The 17294-nt window shown below is 65.9% G+C and carries 12 protein-coding genes; 8 read left to right on the top strand and 4 right to left on the bottom strand.

What is annotated here, in order from left to right; genetic code table 11:
* Together BO221_RS06780 and BO221_RS06775 are read left to right on the top strand one after the other, a co-directional pair.
* Entirely contained in the window at nt 1-1488 is a 1488-nt protein-coding gene (locus tag BO221_RS06780) for an AAA-like domain-containing protein (RefSeq protein WP_073559562.1), read from the top strand.
* Nucleotides 1485-4040: an SIR2 family protein gene (locus BO221_RS06775; protein WP_073559561.1), complete on the top strand. Its 2556-nt coding sequence runs from the start codon at nt 1485-1487 to the stop codon at nt 4038-4040. Before BO221_RS06780 ends, BO221_RS06775 begins: the two co-directional genes overlap by 4 nt.
* 290 nt (nt 4041-4330) lie before the next feature.
* Here BO221_RS06775 and BO221_RS53495 read toward each other — a convergent pair whose 3' ends face one another.
* Entirely contained in the window at nt 4331-4975 is a 645-nt protein-coding gene (locus BO221_RS53495) for a bacteriocin fulvocin C-related protein (protein ID WP_158079795.1), read from the bottom strand.
* Nucleotides 4976-6409: 1434 nt separating this feature from the next.
* Between BO221_RS53495 and BO221_RS06765 the strand changes: the two genes are divergently transcribed.
* Nucleotides 6410-6832 carry a hypothetical protein gene (locus BO221_RS06765; RefSeq protein WP_073559559.1) on the top strand — a complete coding sequence of 141 codons (423 nt, stop codon included), beginning with the start codon at nt 6410-6412 and terminating at the stop codon, nt 6830-6832.
* A 134-nt stretch (nt 6833-6966) separates the two neighbouring features.
* The gene (locus BO221_RS06760; protein ID WP_073559558.1) at nt 6967-7695 is read left to right on the top strand and encodes a hypothetical protein; all 729 of its coding nucleotides are present in this window, start codon (nt 6967-6969) and stop codon (nt 7693-7695) included.
* Nucleotides 7696-7716: 21 nt separating this feature from the next.
* Here BO221_RS06760 and BO221_RS06755 read toward each other — a convergent pair whose 3' ends face one another.
* Entirely contained in the window at nt 7717-10440 is a 2724-nt protein-coding gene (locus BO221_RS06755) for a hypothetical protein (RefSeq protein WP_073559557.1), read from the bottom strand.
* 186 nt (nt 10441-10626) lie between these two features.
* Here BO221_RS06755 and BO221_RS06750 point away from each other — a divergent pair, with 186 nt between their 5' ends.
* The 3 genes from BO221_RS06750 to BO221_RS06740 all read left to right on the top strand — a co-directional run bounded on the left by BO221_RS06750 (nt 10627) and on the right by BO221_RS06740 (nt 13466).
* Complete coding sequence (locus BO221_RS06750) at nt 10627-11085, top strand: SRPBCC family protein (RefSeq protein ID WP_073559556.1); 459 nt, start codon at nt 10627-10629, stop codon at nt 11083-11085.
* 147 nt (nt 11086-11232) lie between these two features.
* Complete coding sequence (locus BO221_RS06745) at nt 11233-12042, top strand: hypothetical protein (RefSeq protein ID WP_073559555.1); 810 nt, start codon at nt 11233-11235, stop codon at nt 12040-12042.
* Between the two features lie 218 nt (nt 12043-12260).
* Nucleotides 12261-13466: a glycosyltransferase family 4 protein gene (locus BO221_RS06740; protein WP_073559554.1), complete on the top strand. Its 1206-nt coding sequence runs from the start codon at nt 12261-12263 to the stop codon at nt 13464-13466.
* Nucleotides 13467-13484: 18 nt separating this feature from the next.
* Here BO221_RS06740 and BO221_RS06735 read toward each other — a convergent pair whose 3' ends face one another.
* On the bottom strand, nt 13485-14042 hold the full coding sequence (locus BO221_RS06735; protein ID WP_073559553.1) for a Uma2 family endonuclease: 558 nt from the start codon (nt 14040-14042) through the stop codon (nt 13485-13487).
* A gap of 360 nt (nt 14043-14402) precedes the next feature.
* Between BO221_RS06735 and BO221_RS06730 the strand changes: the two genes are divergently transcribed.
* Nucleotides 14403-15959, top strand: a complete 1557-nt coding sequence (locus tag BO221_RS06730) for an ATP-binding protein (RefSeq protein ID WP_073559552.1) — start codon at nt 14403-14405, stop codon at nt 15957-15959.
* A 212-nt stretch (nt 15960-16171) separates the two neighbouring features.
* Here the strand turns inward: BO221_RS06730 and BO221_RS06725 are convergent, their stop codons facing one another.
* Nucleotides 16172-16924, bottom strand: coding sequence for a hypothetical protein (locus BO221_RS06725; RefSeq protein WP_073559551.1), 753 nt, complete (start codon nt 16922-16924; stop codon nt 16172-16174).
* Nucleotides 16925-17294 lie beyond the last annotated feature (370 nt).

The following is a 17294-nucleotide window of genomic DNA, read 5'->3' as shown; positions in this document are numbered from 1 at the left end:
GTGACCACGGTGTTGTACTTGGTGGCCGTTTCCATCGTCCTGTTCCGTGCGCATCGTCTCAATCCCATGCGGGTGGCTCAGCGTTTCTTTTCCAACGCGGGCTTCACTCGTGCCGAGCGCATCTCTCGGAACCTGCTCTCCCTCTCCTCGGAGCACAAGGAGCGAAGGGCTTATGCCCTGCTCTGGCAGGAGGAGCGGACCTTCGTTCCCCTGAAGAGCCCGTCCACCATCTACGTCCTTTATGCGGACCATGTCCCGGAAGGTGCACGGGACCAGCTCCGGAACAAGCTCTCCTGTGACGTCATCCTCCTCTCCACGCCTACCCTCGCCATCGCGCTCTCCGAGGGAACGAGCGCTTCCGTCCTCCGTGAGGCAGAGGACCGCTTCGCGACACGCGTGGATCCCTATGACGAAGCGAAACCCGTGGACGACCCCGCTTGGTTCCACGGGCGGGTGGATCTCCTGGACCGGCTCGCCATGGCCTTGAAGCAAGGTCAGCACGTCGGGCTCTTCGGTCTCCGCAAGGTGGGTAAGACCTCGTTGCTCAAGCAGCTCCGCAACCGCGCGCAGGATACGCCCGTCGTGGAGATTGACTGCCAATCCTACGAGCCGGTGGCGATTGACTATCTCCAGCGCATTCTCGCGAAGCTCCGCATGGAACTTGAGCGCTTGCGCCTCCAGGAGCTTCCCCCGCCCAGGAAGGTCTCTTCCGCCAGGGACTTCCACGAGAGCGTTCTGGAACTCCATCAGCACTGGGTGCGGTCTGGAAGAGCCAGTCCCTTCTTCGTGCTGTTGGACGAGATCGACAAGTTCTTCGTGGATCGGCGCCGGGAGAACAGTGCTCGAATCCTGGCGGAGTACGTGCAACTGCTCAGGCCGTTGCGAGCCCTCGCCCAGGAGAGCAACTGCCTGTCGGTGCTCGTCACCACCTATCGGGCCGAGGTCAACCGGCAGAACGTGCTGATGCCGTCCGTGGGGGAGAACCCGATGTTCATGTCCTTTCAGGAGTACTTCCTGGGAGCGCTCAGCGCCGCGGAGACCCGGGCCATGGTGGAGAAGATCGGCGCATGGAGGGATATCCGCTGGGAGCCGGCGGCGCTCGAGGAGCTCCATGCCTATTGTGGAGGACACCCCTTCCTCACCCGCATCCTGGCCTCTGACGCTTGTGAGGGTGGACGAAGCCGTTGGGTCACTCTCGACAAGGTGCGGGACGTCACCCGGGCAATACAGTCCAACTTCCCGAAGCACAGGATAGGGCAATACTACAAGGAGTCCATCTGGCAGGAGCTGCGAGAGGATGAGCGCGAGGCCCTCCTGCTCATCGCCAGCCAGGAGTCTGGACTTCAGGAGACCGCGCTTCCTGATCCACTCAAGGAGGCGCTGACGCAGATCGAACTCTATGGGCTCATCCGGAGGAATGAAGGGGGGATGCTCATGATCGCGGCACGGCTGCTGTCTCAGTGGGTCAACCAGGAGGAGTATGAATGAGTCCCACGCGCGAGTCCGCACGTTCGAACCCCTACGACTGCGCGGCTCCGGGCAGGCTCTTCGTCGGCTACGAGGAACTGCTGCGGGAGATTCTTCGTGGCCTGGGGGACGGGAAGTCCTACGCCCTCCTCGGCGGGCGGCGGTGTGGAAAGACCTCCCTTCTCTTGCGGCTCCAGGAAGAGCTGCACCGCAGCGAGGCCGTGCCGTTCCAGGTTCTGCCACGCTTTCTCGACATCCAGGCGGTCGTCCCCCGTTCCCCGTTCGACTTCTTCAGCCGCCTCTACGCGCTCGTCTCCGAGGGGCTCGAGGTTCCCGGTTGGACCAGTCCACCCCCCGGGCAGACCTACGATGAGTTCCTGTCGCGGCTCGACGAGCTGCAGCCGTGGATGGAGCGGAAGCACGGACCCGGATGGCTCGTCGTTCTGCTGATTGACGAGCTGGATGCGGCGCTCAAATACCTTCCGGATGACGAGTGCTTCCAGAACCTCCGGAATTTCCTCACCGTGTCACGTTACAAGGCCTACTTCCGTGTCGTGGCCTCGGGTTGTTCCGAGATGGGGAAGTTGATTGGTGCGGGCAGTCCGTTGAATAACCTGCACAAGCAATTCACTCGGGCCCTAATGGTGGCGGAAGCGCGCGAGCTGGTGGCCTTCGGGTTTCCAGAGGGGCTAGAGGCGACTGTGGAAGCGGAGCTCCTGCGTAGCACCGGGAGACATGCCTATGTCCTGCAGGGGCTGCTCGAGAAGCTCTTCGACGAGCCACGGCCGTTCTCGATGGAGAAGGTTCACCGGGCGGGCGAGCGGTTCGTCCGTGACCACGCCAGTGAGTTCAAGGTGTGGCATCGGGATCTGGGGGAGGCCGGACGTGCCTGCTATGCGGCTCTGGCGAAGGTCGAGCCCGAATCGCTTGACCGGAAAGCGCTTCGCGCGCATGTGGGCCCGGGCATAGTCATCGCCGATGGGCTCATGACCTTGGACTATCATGGGCTGCTTCATCTCAAAGAGGAGACAGGCCACAGGTATATCGAGGGCACTCTCTTCAAGGACTGGTTCTTGGAAGACGCGCCGCAACAGCCTCCTGTTTCCATGACCACACATCCAACCCAGGTGTCTGCTCCCATGAATGACGAGTTTCCACCCCCCCTGATCGAAGCCTGTCGCACCAGGAAACTCGCGCTGTTCGTCGGTTCGGGAGCCTCGATGGGTCGCGATGTTGGAGGTGGCTTTCCCGCCTGGAAGGACCTCCCGCTGCGGCTGCTCGAGGCCTGCCATCGCTACGGGGCGGCCGATGCGTCCCTCATCGAAGCAAAGAAGCGTGTGTTTGAGCGCGACCTGTCTCTCGAGGTGATGCTCGCGGAGCTGGGCTCCTTGCGAGCGGCACTCACTCGCGATTATCAGGATGCGCTCAATGATGTCTTCCGTCCGAGAAACCTGGCGCCGGGTGCTGTGCATCAGGCCATGGGGCGTCTCGGAGTTCGTGCCATCCTGACGACCAATTATGATGGCCTCATTGAGGAGGGGCGGGAGAGCCCTCGCAGGCATGTCTATACCTGGAAGGAGTCTACGCAAGCCCTCAATGACCTGAAGTCCGACCGGCCTGTCCTGTTCAAGATCCATGGGACAGCCGAGCGTGCCGACACCGTGGTCATGACGGAGACGGAGTATCGCCAAGCGCGAGCGGAGCGCTCGTATCAGGCAGTGCTGAGCCATCTGATTCAGGAGTACACCTTCCTGTTCATCGGCTATGGGATGAATGACCCGCTCGATCTCGATCTGGTGCTGAGGTGGAATGCCGAAGTGTTCAACTCTGCTGCCCCTCGCCACTACGTTCTGATGAAACAGCCGGGGCGCGAGGCGAGAGACCGCTACCTGCGCGACTATAACGTCCAGGTCATCTCCTATGACGACCATGCTCGATTGCCGGAGCGCCTGGAAGATCTCCAGGGTCTGGCGTCCACGCTCCCGGGGAGCAGGCCGGCGGGGAATGCAACCTTGCTCGGGCAGGCCTCACCGGCACAGGCTCGCTCGAGCCCCGCTGCGCTTCGAGGAACTCCTCCTGTCTCCGAGACGCTCACACCCTCCCGAGCCCAGAGCGACCTCTCGACGACGCGTGATCAGGTCTTCATCAGCTACAGCAGGAAGGACAAGAAGTGGCTGGAGCGGCTCCAGACCCATCTGAAGCCACGTATCCGGAACGGCAAGGTCCATGTCTGGAGCGACGATCGCATCCAGGCTGGCGATGAGTGGCGGAAGGAGATCGAGCGAGCCCTGGCACGAGCCAGGGTGGCGGTGCTGCTCGTCTCACCCGACTTCGTTGCCTCGGACTTCATCGCGAGGAATGAACTGCACCCCTTGCTTGAGGCCGCCAAGAGGGAAGGGGTGAGGATTTTGTGGGTTCCCGTGAAGACCGCCGCCTTCCAGGAAGCGAACCTCGACATGTACCAAGGGGTCCTCGACCCGGCGAGGCCTCTGAACAGACGCCACCACGCCTATGTGGACGAGGCGATGGAGGAGATCTGCAACGCCATCATCAAGGCGTTCTCGGGCGCTTGATGGGCGGTGTCGCTGCGGCAAGCGCGGCTGCCGCCTGCGTGAATGGAACGATGCTCTTGCCCAAGTCGTTGTCCGGCTATTCGACGGTTCCCTCTGCATCCATGGCTGGCCGCGTACGATCCCAGAGCACGACGCGCGCAGATTCGCTGAACATTTTCTTCCATTTCGGGCTGTGACCCTGGTCACTAATTAGGTGCATCTCGGCTCGTGCATCCCCCTTGCTTTCGCAGGCTCATTTCTGAAGCGAACTGAACGGGCAGGTCATGTCGCCTACCTGCCCTGGTCCATTTTCAAAGCACGCCGGGGAAACAATGCCCGACACAACTATAGGTCCAGAAGGTTCCACACCCGCTATCCGAAACTTGACAGTTATCAGCTCCAGCACCGCAATAATAACCACTGCTACACCAATCAGAGGAATTGGAACAAGTACAGCTGTAACCGGTAGGGTAGTATTTGAGCAGCTCACCGCCCTCATCCGACGTCGCGACCTCGCCCAATTGACCGAGCAGCCGACGAGCCTCATCCTCACCAAAGTGTCCAACAAACCGCTTACTCAGATCTTGCAACCGCGTGTGCATGACCGAGTTTGAGCGTTCTACCGAATCAACTCCAGAACGGAACAACTCTGGAGTCGCCATTGCAATGGCTTCGCGAAGCACCTCAGCCTGCTCCTTGCTCAATCCAGGGCGTCCGATCAAATACCTGGAAAGATACTGACGCCACATGTGGCTCTTCACTTCGGGACTAAGCATTCGGAAAACGCTGCGCTTATAAACCGAAGGAACGGCTTCAAATCCCGAGATATTCTCCGGAAGAGGGCGCTGCTCCGAAGCCAACCACACTTTGGCTGTTCCATCACAATCACTGGCCAATGCCACCCTGGACATCAAGACACAACTCACCACCGCAAAAGAAATAAGCCTCATAATCATATCAATCTCCATCAACACAAATAAGGAATGCGCAGTGGATACTACGGAAGAGCACCATGCGAGTCACGCACAATCGGGCAGCGCCCATAAAAGAGTCCTCCGTGGGAAGGCGCGCGTTGGAGAAAGAGGAAGCCGAGAGCGACTGCGTAAAGCGCTGATTGACGTGCCACCTATGAGATGAGCCCTGAGCTGGCAGGTCATGTCACCGCCTCTTCGGTCCATTCTTTGAAACGAGTTCTTAGTACTATACTGCCCGGTCACTTCCCCTGGGGCCCTGCGGAACTCCGGGTAGAAATCCTCCTCGGAGAGCGGCCGAACTGACCGAAGTAGTATTAAGACCGTGCCGCGATTCCGTCAGACGGCCGAGGTGCAGCTAAGGATCCTCAAGAGCCCGCCCTCCCGTGCAGTAGCCGCTCGGGGTGGTTACATCCTTGGTAGGCAGCTCCTCGGGTTGGAGAACTGTGGTATGACGGCCCGAGCAATGGGCGGCTACAACCGGGGACGTGGACTATCTTTAGTGGGTTAGGGCATGTCGTACCGGCGCGTCCATTGAGGCTCAGAAGAGGAGGCCGAAAGAAATGGTGAAGAGTATCCGAGTCGAGCGCTCCAAACTCTCGGCAGTTGACCGCTTAATTCGACTTCGCGTCCTGGTGCCTCGAGATGCAATGGGCGGGGATCTCGAAACCATCGCGCAAGCCGAGCAGTCGGGGGAAGCCTTAGAACTCCTTGAGCCGATAGGTAGCGTGCCGTTAGGGCGTGTGACGGTGTTCTCGCGGACGGTGCATCCCCTTCCAAACACGGGCGTTGATGAATGGGTTGTTCGCTTACAAGCGGAGGACAAGAAGGCTCAAGACACGCTTGCAGCACTTCCTCCTGGACCCCCAGAGCCGTTCTAGTGTTGTGCCAGTCTTTATCCCGCCACGAAGGAACAGGAGCAGATCGCCCGTAAGAAGGCGATTACCGCGCGGGTAGAGCGCGCATACGCAAGTGCGATGGGGTTGTGGACGACTAGCCCCCAAAGAGGCAAGAAGGCCTGTTCCAGCCCACTAATTAGTCGCGTATCACGTCCAACGACCCGGACGCGGAAACCATCATCTTGATCGTTCCCTGCCGGGCAATGTGTAGCTGATGACCAAGACCATGAAGGGACTGCTCCTCAATGACCGCTGGGCGCCCATCACTTCGGAAATGGGATTTCTGGAGACCGGTGCTGAGCATGCCGCCCGTGCCTTCGCGGCATGGCAGGCAGGGCTGCTGGCGCCTCGTGGTCTCGCCGTGGAGGTGCGCCCAGTTCATGGCTCCTTGGAGCAGGTTCTCTCCTCCCTGCTGCCCCTGACAAGTCCAGAGGCGCGGCGAGACCTCTTCATTCCGACACGAAGTCCCTGGACGGGGTACGTCGAAAACGGGTGGGGTGGGACCGATGCCGGGAGTGTCATGTCCTATATGGCCCGGACGCTGGGCTGCCGGGGCCTGCGCGTGGTTGCTGTGCCCCACACCTTGCGCGACGACAAGGGCCGCTATGGGGCCGTGATGTTCGAGTTGTATGGACCCCAGGAGACGCACTGGCTCAACTACCTGCGCACCCTCTATGTCTCCAACGATGGAGGCCACTGGGTCTTCGGCCAGTCCGGAGAGCCCTTGCCGTTCGAGAAGCGGGAGCGCTACTTGGCGCGCAAGGTGCGGGATCGCTTCACCTTCGACATGCTCGCGGAGTACCTGTACCACCTGGGGTTATCTCCCTTCCAGGAGGACTTTTACCTGCCCCAGGGCGCTCCCGCGTGGCTCGTGGAAAAGACGGGAACCTTCGTCCCCGCTCAGACGGAGTACACCCTCGCCCAGGCCCGGGAGGACTTCTGATTCTGGCGTCTGCCCTATGAGGATCTCCGGCCATTGGAGGCCGGAGCGTCGCTCAACCAGTCGCGCATCACCTGCAACGATCAGGACGCGACGGTCATCCTCCTGGTCGTTCCTTGAAGGAAGAGGCTCCGTGGATGATCGAAGACCCGAGCAAGCTGCTTCTGCAAGACCGCTGGGCGCCTGTCACTTCGGATATGGGCTTTCTGGAGGCTGATGCGGAGCGCGCTGCCCGCGCCTTCTCGTCATGGCAGGGCGGGCTGTGGGCATCAGATGGCGTCACCGTGGATGCACGACCGGTTGCGGGCTCCCTGGAGCAGGTTATCTCCTCCCTGCTGCCTCTGACCGATGGGGAGAAGCAGCGGCACCTCTTCATTCCGACACGCAGTGCCTGGACGGCCTATTTCGACAATGGCTACCGGGGAACTGATGCCGTGAGCGCCATGTCCTATCTGGCCCAGGTAGTGGGATGCCGGGGCATGCGCGTGGGCGCGGTACCTCATACGTTCCGGAAGGACAAAGGGCGCTACGGCATCGTCGCGCTGGAGGTGTATGGCCCACGGCAGACGGATTGGCTCAACTATCTGCGTACCATCTATGCCATGAACGATGGAGGCCGCTGGGTCTTCGGCCAATCCGGTGAGCCCCTGCCCTTCGAGAAGCTGGAGCGCTACCAGGCGCGCAAGGTGCGAGACCGCTTCACCTTCGAGATGCTCGCGGAGTACCTGCACCACCTGGGGTTGTCTCCCTTCCAGGAGGACTTCTACCTGCCCCAGGGTGCTCCCGCTTGGCTCGTGGAGAAAACGGGGACCTTCGTCCCCGCCCAGACGGAGTTCACCCTCGCCCAGGCCCGGGCGGACTTCTGACTTCAGGCACGCGGCCTGCTGTCAGAATCCTCCGAGTTCCACGCCGGGGTGCGCCGCGCGCAGCCTGACCAGTGAGGCCAGGCAGTTCTGCCACTCACCCTTGGCCATCGAGCCGGTGAACTCACCGAGCACCGGCGTCACCACGCGGGCGAAGCTCTCGTCTTCCAATCCCAGATCACGCACCAGTTCAATCACCCGGCGCTTGGCCTCGCTGGCGGACACCCGGCGGGCCACATTGCCCTCGCGGGCCTCCTTGGAGCGCCCAGGGGGCAGGCCGAAGAGCATGCGGCGCAGGAAGGTGCGCAGCGCCTCCACGTTGGCGAAGCGCTCGGTGGCACCCACCGGAGACTCCGTGGCCCCCGAGGGCTTCCACCCCTCCGGCAGGTGCAGCGGGCGGTGCTTCTCCCAGAGCAGCCGGATGGCGAACAAGCCCACCTCACGGTCGGCGCTCTCCATCAGCCACGCGAGCCGCTCGGGTCCACCCAGGCGCGCGTAGTGGCGGCGGATGAGCTCCACGGCCACCTCGCGGGTGGACCGCTTGGTGCTCTCGGTGAGCGTGAAGACCTTCACCGGATCCAACTCCTCGGGCGTCAGGGTGCGGCGCTTGTCGGCGCCCTCCTCGCCCGCCTCGAGCAGGGCGTCATAGGCGAGGTTGCGCACTTCCTTGGCGTTGGCCTCGGCGAGCTCGTACACGCGGGTGTGCCAGCCCCAGGCGCGCAGCTCCACGCGCGTCACCGCGAGCGCGAAGTGGCGCACGTCGTCACGGGCGTCGAACAGGGCCGGCCACAGCCGCTCGGGGGTGTACGCGTTGCGAGGCGCCTTGGGCTTGAGCTGGTAGGACTTGGACTCGGGCTGCTCGGGGCCGATGACGGGGTGGTGGCAGCGCAGGTACGTCTGGGCGAACGTCCGCACGGGCGCGGGCTGCTTCGCTCCGAGCGCCAGCTCGAAGAGCCGCTCCAGGCCCGCGGCGGCGTCCCCGGACTCGCTGAAGTCGGCGGGCGCCACGTTCTCCAGCAGGTAGCGGTGGGCGAAGTCGTGCAGCGTGGGGTCCGCGCGCCGGGCGAGCGCCAGCAGCCAGGCAATCCCCACGTCCCGGGGCGCGAAGAGCTTGCGGTTGCCGAGCAGCTGGATGGCCACATGGCGGTACTTCGCGTTGAAGACGAGTCCCTTCACGCGCTCCACGTCGAGGCCGGGCAGGGCGTCCGCCTCGGAGAGCCACTCGGAGAGGGTGTCGCCGAAGTTCGGGTGGATGGCGCGGTCGAGCAGCCACTCGGCGCCGATGTCCGCGGGCTTGAAGGCCTTGAGGGACTCGAGCGCCAGCTCCTCCACGTCGCTGCCATAGGACTCCAGCCGCGAGTCATCGAGCAGGGCCTTCCAGAAGGACGTGGGCAGCTCGCCCTTGCCGTACTTGGACTTGAGGTACTTCGTGGCCCATTCAATCTGCTCCTCGTCGCCGAAGAGCATGTCGAAGAGGAACTTCTGGGTGAGCTCGGCGCGGTCGAAGCCCTGCTCCAGGGCCTTGGCGGCGAACTTCGCGGTCTGCTTGTGGACGAGCAGCCGGCCGAGGAAGTCCGGGCCGAGCTCGCGCGGGTTGCGCTTCTCCAGCACGGCGGCGGCGAAGGCCTTCACGTCGTTGTGCTCGCCCTCGAGCAGCCCGGCGAGGCGCTCGGGGGGAAGGTCCTGGGCGTGGGCGCGGGCGTACTCGATGGCGTAGGTGCGCGCCTTGTTGCTCTCGGAGACGAGCAGGGCGAGCACGGCCTCGTGGAGCCCGAGTCCGCGCAGCTTGCCCTGGTGGAACTCGGGGGAGCCCTGGAGGGTCTCCACGAGGAAGTCATGGGCGCTGGCGAGCGGGCGGCGGGCGAGCCGGTCCAGCCAGGCGGGGGTGATGTTGCTGCGCAGGGTGTCGGGGAAGTCCTTGCGCAGACCCTGGATGGCGAAGCGGGCGGCGGGGTCCGACTGGCAGGTGTCGAGCAGCCGCATGAGCGCATCGGGCGAGCGCTTCCACGCGTCGGTGAAGGCGCGCTTCTTCACCATGTCGCTGGGGGGCTCGATGGGGAAGGAGTCGGCGGAGTAGTTGCCGTTCTCGTGGGCCCAGATGTGGTGGGGGACCCAGCACGAGCGCCAGGAGGTATCGGGCTCGTAGTGGCGGAGGACCTCGATGGCGAACTGGGGGTAGAGCTCGGGAACGGACTGGCCGAGCTGACGGAGGAAGCGCCAGGCGCGGCGCTGGAGGTAGGTGAGGGTGCCGCGGGAGACGTCGCGGGAGCGGTAGGACTCGGAGCGCTCGGTGTCGAAGCGCCAGGCGAGGACGCCGAACATCTCGGCGTCATGGCGGGCCTCGGCGAGCTTATAGATGCGCTTGAGGCCGCCCCAGAGGCCGAAGCGGAGGTCTGCCTTGCGGGCGAGCTCGAAGAGGGCGGCGCGGGAGGCGCTGGTGTTGCGCTCGTAGAGGGAGACGAGGAGGTCCGCGAGGGCGAAGCGTGCGGGGAGGGGGACGTCCTTCTGGGCGAGGTAGCGCTGCCAGGCCTCGCGGGCGCCGGTGTGGCGGGCCTCGGCGCTGCGGCGGGCCTGGGACTGGTGCAGGAGGCTGAGGAGCCCGTCGAAGGAGAGGGCGCCCTGGGGAAGCTGGTCGGGTGCCTTGTCGGGCTGCTCGAGGAAGGCCAGCACGGCCTCCGCGAAGCCGGGCGCCTCGGCCCGTGACAACCGCTCCAGATCTGCTGCCGTCAGCTCGTCGCTCGTGCCCATCGGGCGGAGGGGTTTAGCACAGGTGGAGCGCGGTGGGCGTGTTCGGAGATGCTTCCTGCGGCCGAGGGGGGGCCTTTCCCGGCTGGATTCAGGTCGGGTGTCCGGTCATCAGGAGCGACGCTGGTGCGAGTGGTCTCGCCCGGCGTGGAAGCTGGGCGAGCCTTCCGCGCGTGCTAGCGTTCGGGCATGAGCACGACCCGTATCAGCCGGCATGTGAAGGCGCCCCGCGCGCGTGTGTATCGCGCACTTGTCGATGCGCGAGCGATCGCGGCGTGGAGGGTGCCGCCCGGCATGACCAGCCACGTGCATGTATTCGAGCCCCGCGAAGGTGGCTCGATCCGCATCTCGCTCACGTACGATGAGCCGACCGGGACCGGCAAGACGACCGCGCACACCGACACGTATCATGGCCGCTTCGTGAAGCTCGTGCCGGACGAGCAGGTGGTCGAAACGATCGAGTTCGAGACGGCGGATCCCGCGCTGCGCGGCGAGATGACGCTCACGATCTCGCTCGTCGATGCGGACGGTGGCACCGATGTCATCGCCGTACACGATGGGGTGCCGAGCGGCGTGTCCCCCGCCGATAACGAGACCGGCTGGCGGTTGTCACTCGAGAGACTCGCGGCGCTCGTCGAGGCGGGCTGATGCACCTGCGGCCTGGCGCGTGAGCCGGGGCGCGCCATGCGAGCGATGCCTCCCTTTTCAGCGGGAGGCCGATGCGCGGAGTCCAGGGAGTGGACGGGCGACGGGCTGAGCCCGGAGGTGTAGAAGCGGGCGAGAGGAGGCACTCGCATGGCGGACGCGAAGCGCGGGAAGGGTGGGAGGCTGGGGCCGTATCGGCTCGGCAGGCGGCACGGGAGCAAGGGCGCGGAGGGCGAGCTGGGCCGGCTCTATGAGGCGCACAACGTTCATACGGAGATGCCCGCGTTGGTGTTGGTGCCGGGATCTGAAGAGGGTGGGGCGTCCGAGGAGGATTGGACGGTGCGCGTCACGGCCCGGGAGCGGCCGCCCTACGTGGCGCTGGAGGTGGAACAGGCGCCGGCCACGGGAGGGCCTGCGGGACTGGCGGGGCTCTTCGAGGTGCTCACCCGCATGATGGAGCGGATGGAGTGGAGCGACGAAGCGCGCCATCACCTGACGCACCCACCGGAGGGGCGGCTGAAGCGATGGACCGTGGCCGCGCGCCGGGTGCTGGAGAAGGGATTGGATTACAGCGTCGAGCTGCTCGTCGTGGCCCTGGTGCTGTTGATGATCGCGGCACACGTGCGGGCCTACTTCGACAACCAGCGGGGCGAGCAACACGAAGACGGCGGGGTCGTGGTCGAGGTGGTGGAGGAGGGCCGCGCGCCCACGCTGGTGGACACGGGTGACGAACGCCCGGTGGGCATCACCTATCCCCTGCCGGCGAAGCCGTTCAGTGACCAGGCGAAGGCGCCGTGCAGGTCCAACCGGTCCGAGGTGGAACTCAGCGGTGGCTGCTGGTTGGCGCTCGAAAAACGTCCGCCCTGTGGAGAAGATTTCGCCGAGTACCAGGGCAAGTGCTACGTGCCAGTCTCGGCGCGCTCGCGAAAGCCGCGTGAGCCACAGTCCATCCAACCGTGAGCCACTGTTGCTACCTGAGAGACGTCTCCGTGCACTCTCGCGCGGTGGGAAAAGCATTCTCATGCATGCAATAGCAGACGTCCGCTGAGTCCATGCGCGACACTGCTGTCTGCCTGGAAACCTTCACGCTCACTCCGTCCTGGCGGGCAGGAGGGCAGTAGGAACAGGGAGCACTACATCCCTCCTCTCGCGCTCAGCGCTCCTCAGAGGAGGCCGATGTGGATGCTCCTGGCCAGTCCGAAGGCGTCTCCCAGTTGCGGTTGCTCGTCGGGGTGCATGAAGGCGGGTTCAACGGCATCGACACCTACTCGGAGCAGGTCGCGGCCAGCGCCGTGGCCGCCGGGCACGAGGTGACACTGGCTGTCACGACGCCCGCTGCCTCCCGTCTCCGCACGGGCCTCGGACTGGCCGGGGTCCGCATCCTGGAACTCGACATCGCTCCTCCTGGCCGGGTGGCTCGTCTGGCGGCGCGCTTCTGGCCCCGGCTCGAGCGGCGCCGGCTCGAGCGCGGGCTGGCCTCGGCACTCGCCCGCACAGGGCAGCGCTTCGACGTGGTCCACCTCAACCGTCCGGGTCTGGCCCCCGCCATCCGCCCCTTCACCCGCAGACTCGTCTCGGCCGCCTGGTTCTACCCTCACGAGCCGGTGCGTCGCGCCGTGGAGACCTGGCGGCATACCCGGGGCGGCAACCTCCTCCGGCGGATGGTGATGACCCTCAAGTCGTTCTCCCACTACCTCGGCGATGTGGAGGGCTACCGTGCCTCGGACTGCGTCGTGGCTCCGACGCCTTCGCTCTCCGCCCAGCTCCGCTCCCAGGGCATCCAGGCCATGCTCTGCCCTCCGCCCGTTCACGTGGCGCGCCCGCCCCCGTCCCCGGTACAAGAGCGGCGCGCGGCGGACCTCAAGCGGCTGCTCATCTGCAGCGGAGACCTGTCCCATCCGCGGAAGAACCTCCTCCTCGCGCTGGAGTCCCTGCGTTACCTCGCGCCGCGCGGCTGGCGGCTCCAGTTGGAGGTGATTGGAAAGAACCCGGAGCGGCTCCAGGCGCTGGCTCGCACCCTGCCGGAGGGCATCGACGTGCGCTTCACCGGTCCGCTCCCGGCCGCGCGAGTCCAGGCTCACATGCGTTCCGCGGATGTCTTCCTCTTCCCCAGCCTCTACGAGGAGTGGGGCTATGCCGCCGTGGAGTCGCTCCTGTGCGGCACGCCCGTGGTCACCTTCCCCGTCTACCCCTTCCCCTTCATGCTCGAGGGTGGGCTGGGGGAGATCGCGGGAGACCTGTCCGCGCGAAGCCTCGCCGAGGCCGTGGAGCGGGCCTTCCATTTGAATGACAGGCCCCGGCTCGCCCGGGCCGCCGCCGAGCGGTTCGGTGGCTCCGTGGTGGCCCGGAAGCTGACGGAGATCTGGACCGCGCCGCGTGCGTGAGGGGTGCACTCCCCCGGGTCAGCGCTCCCAGAGCGTGGCGAGCTTCAGGGGGAGCACCGCGAAGGGCTCGGCGTGCACGGTGGCCTCGCCGCTCCAATGGCCCTGCCGGCTCCAGCGCCGCCGCTCCAGCCGGTAGACCTCCAGCGCCTGCTGGAGTGGCTCCACCAACCACAGGTGGCTCACGCCTTCGCGGGCATAGGCCTTCATCTTCTCTTCCCGGTCCAGCACCGCAGTGGAGGGCGAGAGCACCTCGCACACCCAGTCGGGAGCCAGGGTAATGGCCGCAGCGTGCGGCATTTCCGGCATGCGCTCCCGGCGCCAGCCTGCCAGGTCCGGCACCAGGGCATCGTTTCCGAGGTGCAGCTCGGGCTCGTACACGATGAGCCAGCCTCCAGGTCCTCCCTCTCCGAGGTCGAAGGGTCCTCCCAGACGCATTCCGAGCCGGGAGGCGGCTCTAAAATGAGGCGAGGCCGGGCGAGGGCTCACGTACAGCTCGCCATCGACGATCTCCCCCACGCAGTTGGGGGGGACGGCCTCCAGGTCTTCGTAGGTGGCCTTGCGCCTCGACCCGCTCATGCCCGGAGCATGGGGAGTCGAAAGTGCTTCTTCAAGCGGTGCCCAGCGGCTGTCGAGCGAATCATGGCCCATGCATACAGTCTAAAGGTGACTTTAAAAGTTGGCAACGTGAAGCCGACATGAAAGGTCACTTTGGGCAGGCTCGTGAAGACGGCAAGCGGGCGGCCGTCTCATTCCAGCCGCGAGGCGTGTGCCAGCCACCCCGTACACCCCGACAGGCTTCCGGCTCGCTCTGCTGCGCCACGCATGCGCCCCTACCCTCAAGGGCAGGTCAACCGTCGGATGCCAGACACGGAGACCGCAGATTTTTCAGGGGTTGGACTTCTCGGCGCACGGTCCGATGCCTACTTCCGTTGTCTCATGAACGAGGCGCTCGTCGCGGAAGGCATGCCGGCAACGGTGGGAGAGGCCGTATGGGAGCAGAGGTCCGCGCCCGCCGATCTTCCCTACCAGGAGCTCTTCCTCGCCCTCGCCGAGGCCCTGCCGGACGCGGTCTTCACCAAGGATCTCCAGGGGCGCTACACCTTCATCAACAGCGCCGGAGCGCTCTACCTCGGCCTGTCCGTGGAGGACATCCTCGGCCACACGGACGACGAGCTGCTGCCCTCGGAGGAGGCGCGGCGCACCCGGGAGCTCGATCAGCGGGCGCTGCTCTCCGGTCATCCCCTGTCCATCGAGATTCGCGAGCGGACGGCGGGAGTCGAGCGCGAGTGGTTCTCCACCAAGGGTCAGTTGCGCCGGGCGGATGGGACGCTGGTGGGGATGTTCGGCCTCGCGAGGGACCTGCTGCCCCATCGCAGGAGCGAGGCGGCCCGCCGCCGGAACGAGGCGCTCTTCCGGGCGGCGGCCAGCGGCAGCCCCGATGCGTTCTTCCTCCTCGGAATCGAAGGGGGCGGGAGCCCGCGCCTGCTGCACCTCAATGCCCGCGCCGAGTCGCTGCTGGGCCACGCGGCTCGCGGCGCGGAAGGGCGGCTGCTCTCCGATTTCCCTCATGCCACCTTCCTCGCGCCTCCGTCCCTGTGCGAGCAGGTCTGGCGGACCGGCGAGCCACATGACGCGGAGGTGGAGCAGGTGGTTCGCGGGTTGGGGCGCCGCTGGTTCCGCCGGCAGGTGCGCGCCGTGGGCGACTGCCTCGCCGTCACCGTGCGCGACATCACCGAGCAGCGGGAGACCGAGGCGCGGCTGCGGCTCAACGAGCGGCTGGCCTCCATCGGCCGGCTCGCCGCGGGCGTGGCGCATGAAATCAACAACCCGCTCGCGTACGTCGCGGGCAACCTCGGTTTCATCGGCACCGAGCTGTGCCGGCTGCCTCTGCCCGAGGACGAACGGCGCGAGCTGCTGGAGGCGCTCTCCGAAGCGCGCGAGGGCACCGAGCGCATGCGGCTCATCGTCCAGAGCCTCCAATCCCTCTCCCGAGGGGACGCCGTGGCTCTGCGGCCGCTGGCGCTGCACGAGGTGCTGGAGAGCGCCCTCCGGATGGCCTCGGGGCGGCTGGGCGGCGGTGTCCGGGTGTTGCGCGACTATGGCGAGGTGCCGCGGGTGCTCGGCCATGGCGTGCAGCTGGCCCAGGTCTTCACCAACCTGCTCGTCAACGCGGCGCAGGCGCTGCCGCCGGAGGGCGGGGACATCCATCTGGTGACGCGCCGGTTGGGGCCCTCGGCGGCGGTGGTGGAGGTGCGGGACACCGGCTGTGGGATTCCCGCCGAGCACCTCGAGCGCATCTTCGAGCCCTTCTTCACCACCAAGCCCGTGGGCGAGGGCACGGGCCTGGGCCTGTCGCTATGCCACGACATCATCCGCGGGCTGGGCGGGGTGATGACGGTGGACAGTCTCGTGGGCGAGGGGAGTTCCTTCCGCGTCTTCCTGAACGTGGCGGAGCCGGCGCCAGAGACGGTGTGGGAGGACACGCGAAGCTAATCCCTTTCAGGACTGTGACCGATATCCCCTCTCCCCTCGGGAGAGGGACGGGGTGAGGGTATCTGTCCCCGTTCTTCAACCCGTGGCCCGTATTGTGGACAGGGAGTTCAACCCGGGATGCGTGGCACCCTCACCCCGTCCCTCTCCCGGAGGGCGAGGGGAAATGGCCGCGGTCTCAGCGCCTTTTCTCAGGGGCACGCATTCGCGGGGGGCTAGCGGGAGGCCTGGGCCTTGGCGAGCACGAGGTTGGAGTAGCGCGCGGTGATGCGCAGGTGCTTCTTGTAGAAGAGGAAGCCGCCCTCGGCGTCCACGTGGAGGGTGTCGAGCACCTGGCCCATGCCGGGCTGGGCGCGGAAGTCCATGCGCACGTCCACCCGGTTCGCCATGTCCGGCAGCGCCGTGGGGCTGTAGACGAGGCGCAGCAACTGGCCCGAGCTGGGGTCCACCAGCGCCTCGCCCTTGTGGACGGAGGGGGCCTTGGTGTCATCGGCGCGAGGCTCGAAGCGCAGCCGCAGCTTGTGGGGCTCGCGCGGGTCCGGGCCCGCCAGCGAGAAGCGGTGCTGCGCCAGGTGCGAGGCGGCGAAGGGCAGGTTCACCGAGTTGAACGCGGTGCGCACCTCGCCCTTGCGCTGGCGCTCCTCCAGGTCCTTGCGCAGGGCCGCGGTGGCGTCCTGGCCGTCCTTGCGCGCCTGGAGCACTTCCCGGTGGTGCTGGCCGTCCTTCACCGTGACGCGGTCCACCCGCTCCTGGGTGTGCTTCACGTTGCCGTCCCCATCGAGCTCCTCCACCCGGAGGGAGATGGTCACCTGCTCCACCTTGCCGGCGAGCAGCTCCTCCATGCCCCAGGTCGTCTCCCCCAGGCGCCGGGCGAGCACCTCGGCCTCCATGGCGGACGGGGGGCGTCCCTGCGCTTCCACGGGTAGGGAAGAGAGCAGCAAACCCACCAGGGTGAGCGCGCGATACATGCAGGGCTCCTGGATGACCCCACCCCGAGCGGCGGGGGGCGTGGAAGATGCACCACACCGCGCCCTGGTGGAAGTGGGGATTCCAAGAAAGTTGTCCTTCTTCTCGCGGAGCCAACTTCCAGGCGTTCTCATGGGCCGGGAAGCCTGGCCGCCTAGGGGCGGCAGGCGCTTCTCGAAGGGCTCCAGCCGCACCGGGCGTCCCTCCCGCAGGGACTGGTAGAGCGCGCTCCTGCCAGCTGTTGGGCTCCTCCTGGCGGATGGGGTGAGGGGGTGGCCCTCCTGGCGTGTCTGTTACAGTGTGGGGAACCTGCGCGCCGGAAGTCGGGGGGATACGGGCGCGCGCCGGGTGGGCGCACGGGTGGCGGGAGGG

This window comes from Archangium sp. Cb G35 (genome assembly GCF_001896145.1).
In the GTDB taxonomy this organism is placed as follows: Bacteria; Myxococcota; Myxococcia; order Myxococcales; family Myxococcaceae; genus Archangium; species Archangium violaceum.
The sequence above is the reverse complement of the archived record's forward strand: the minus strand, read 5'-3'. Positions and strand labels throughout refer to the sequence as shown.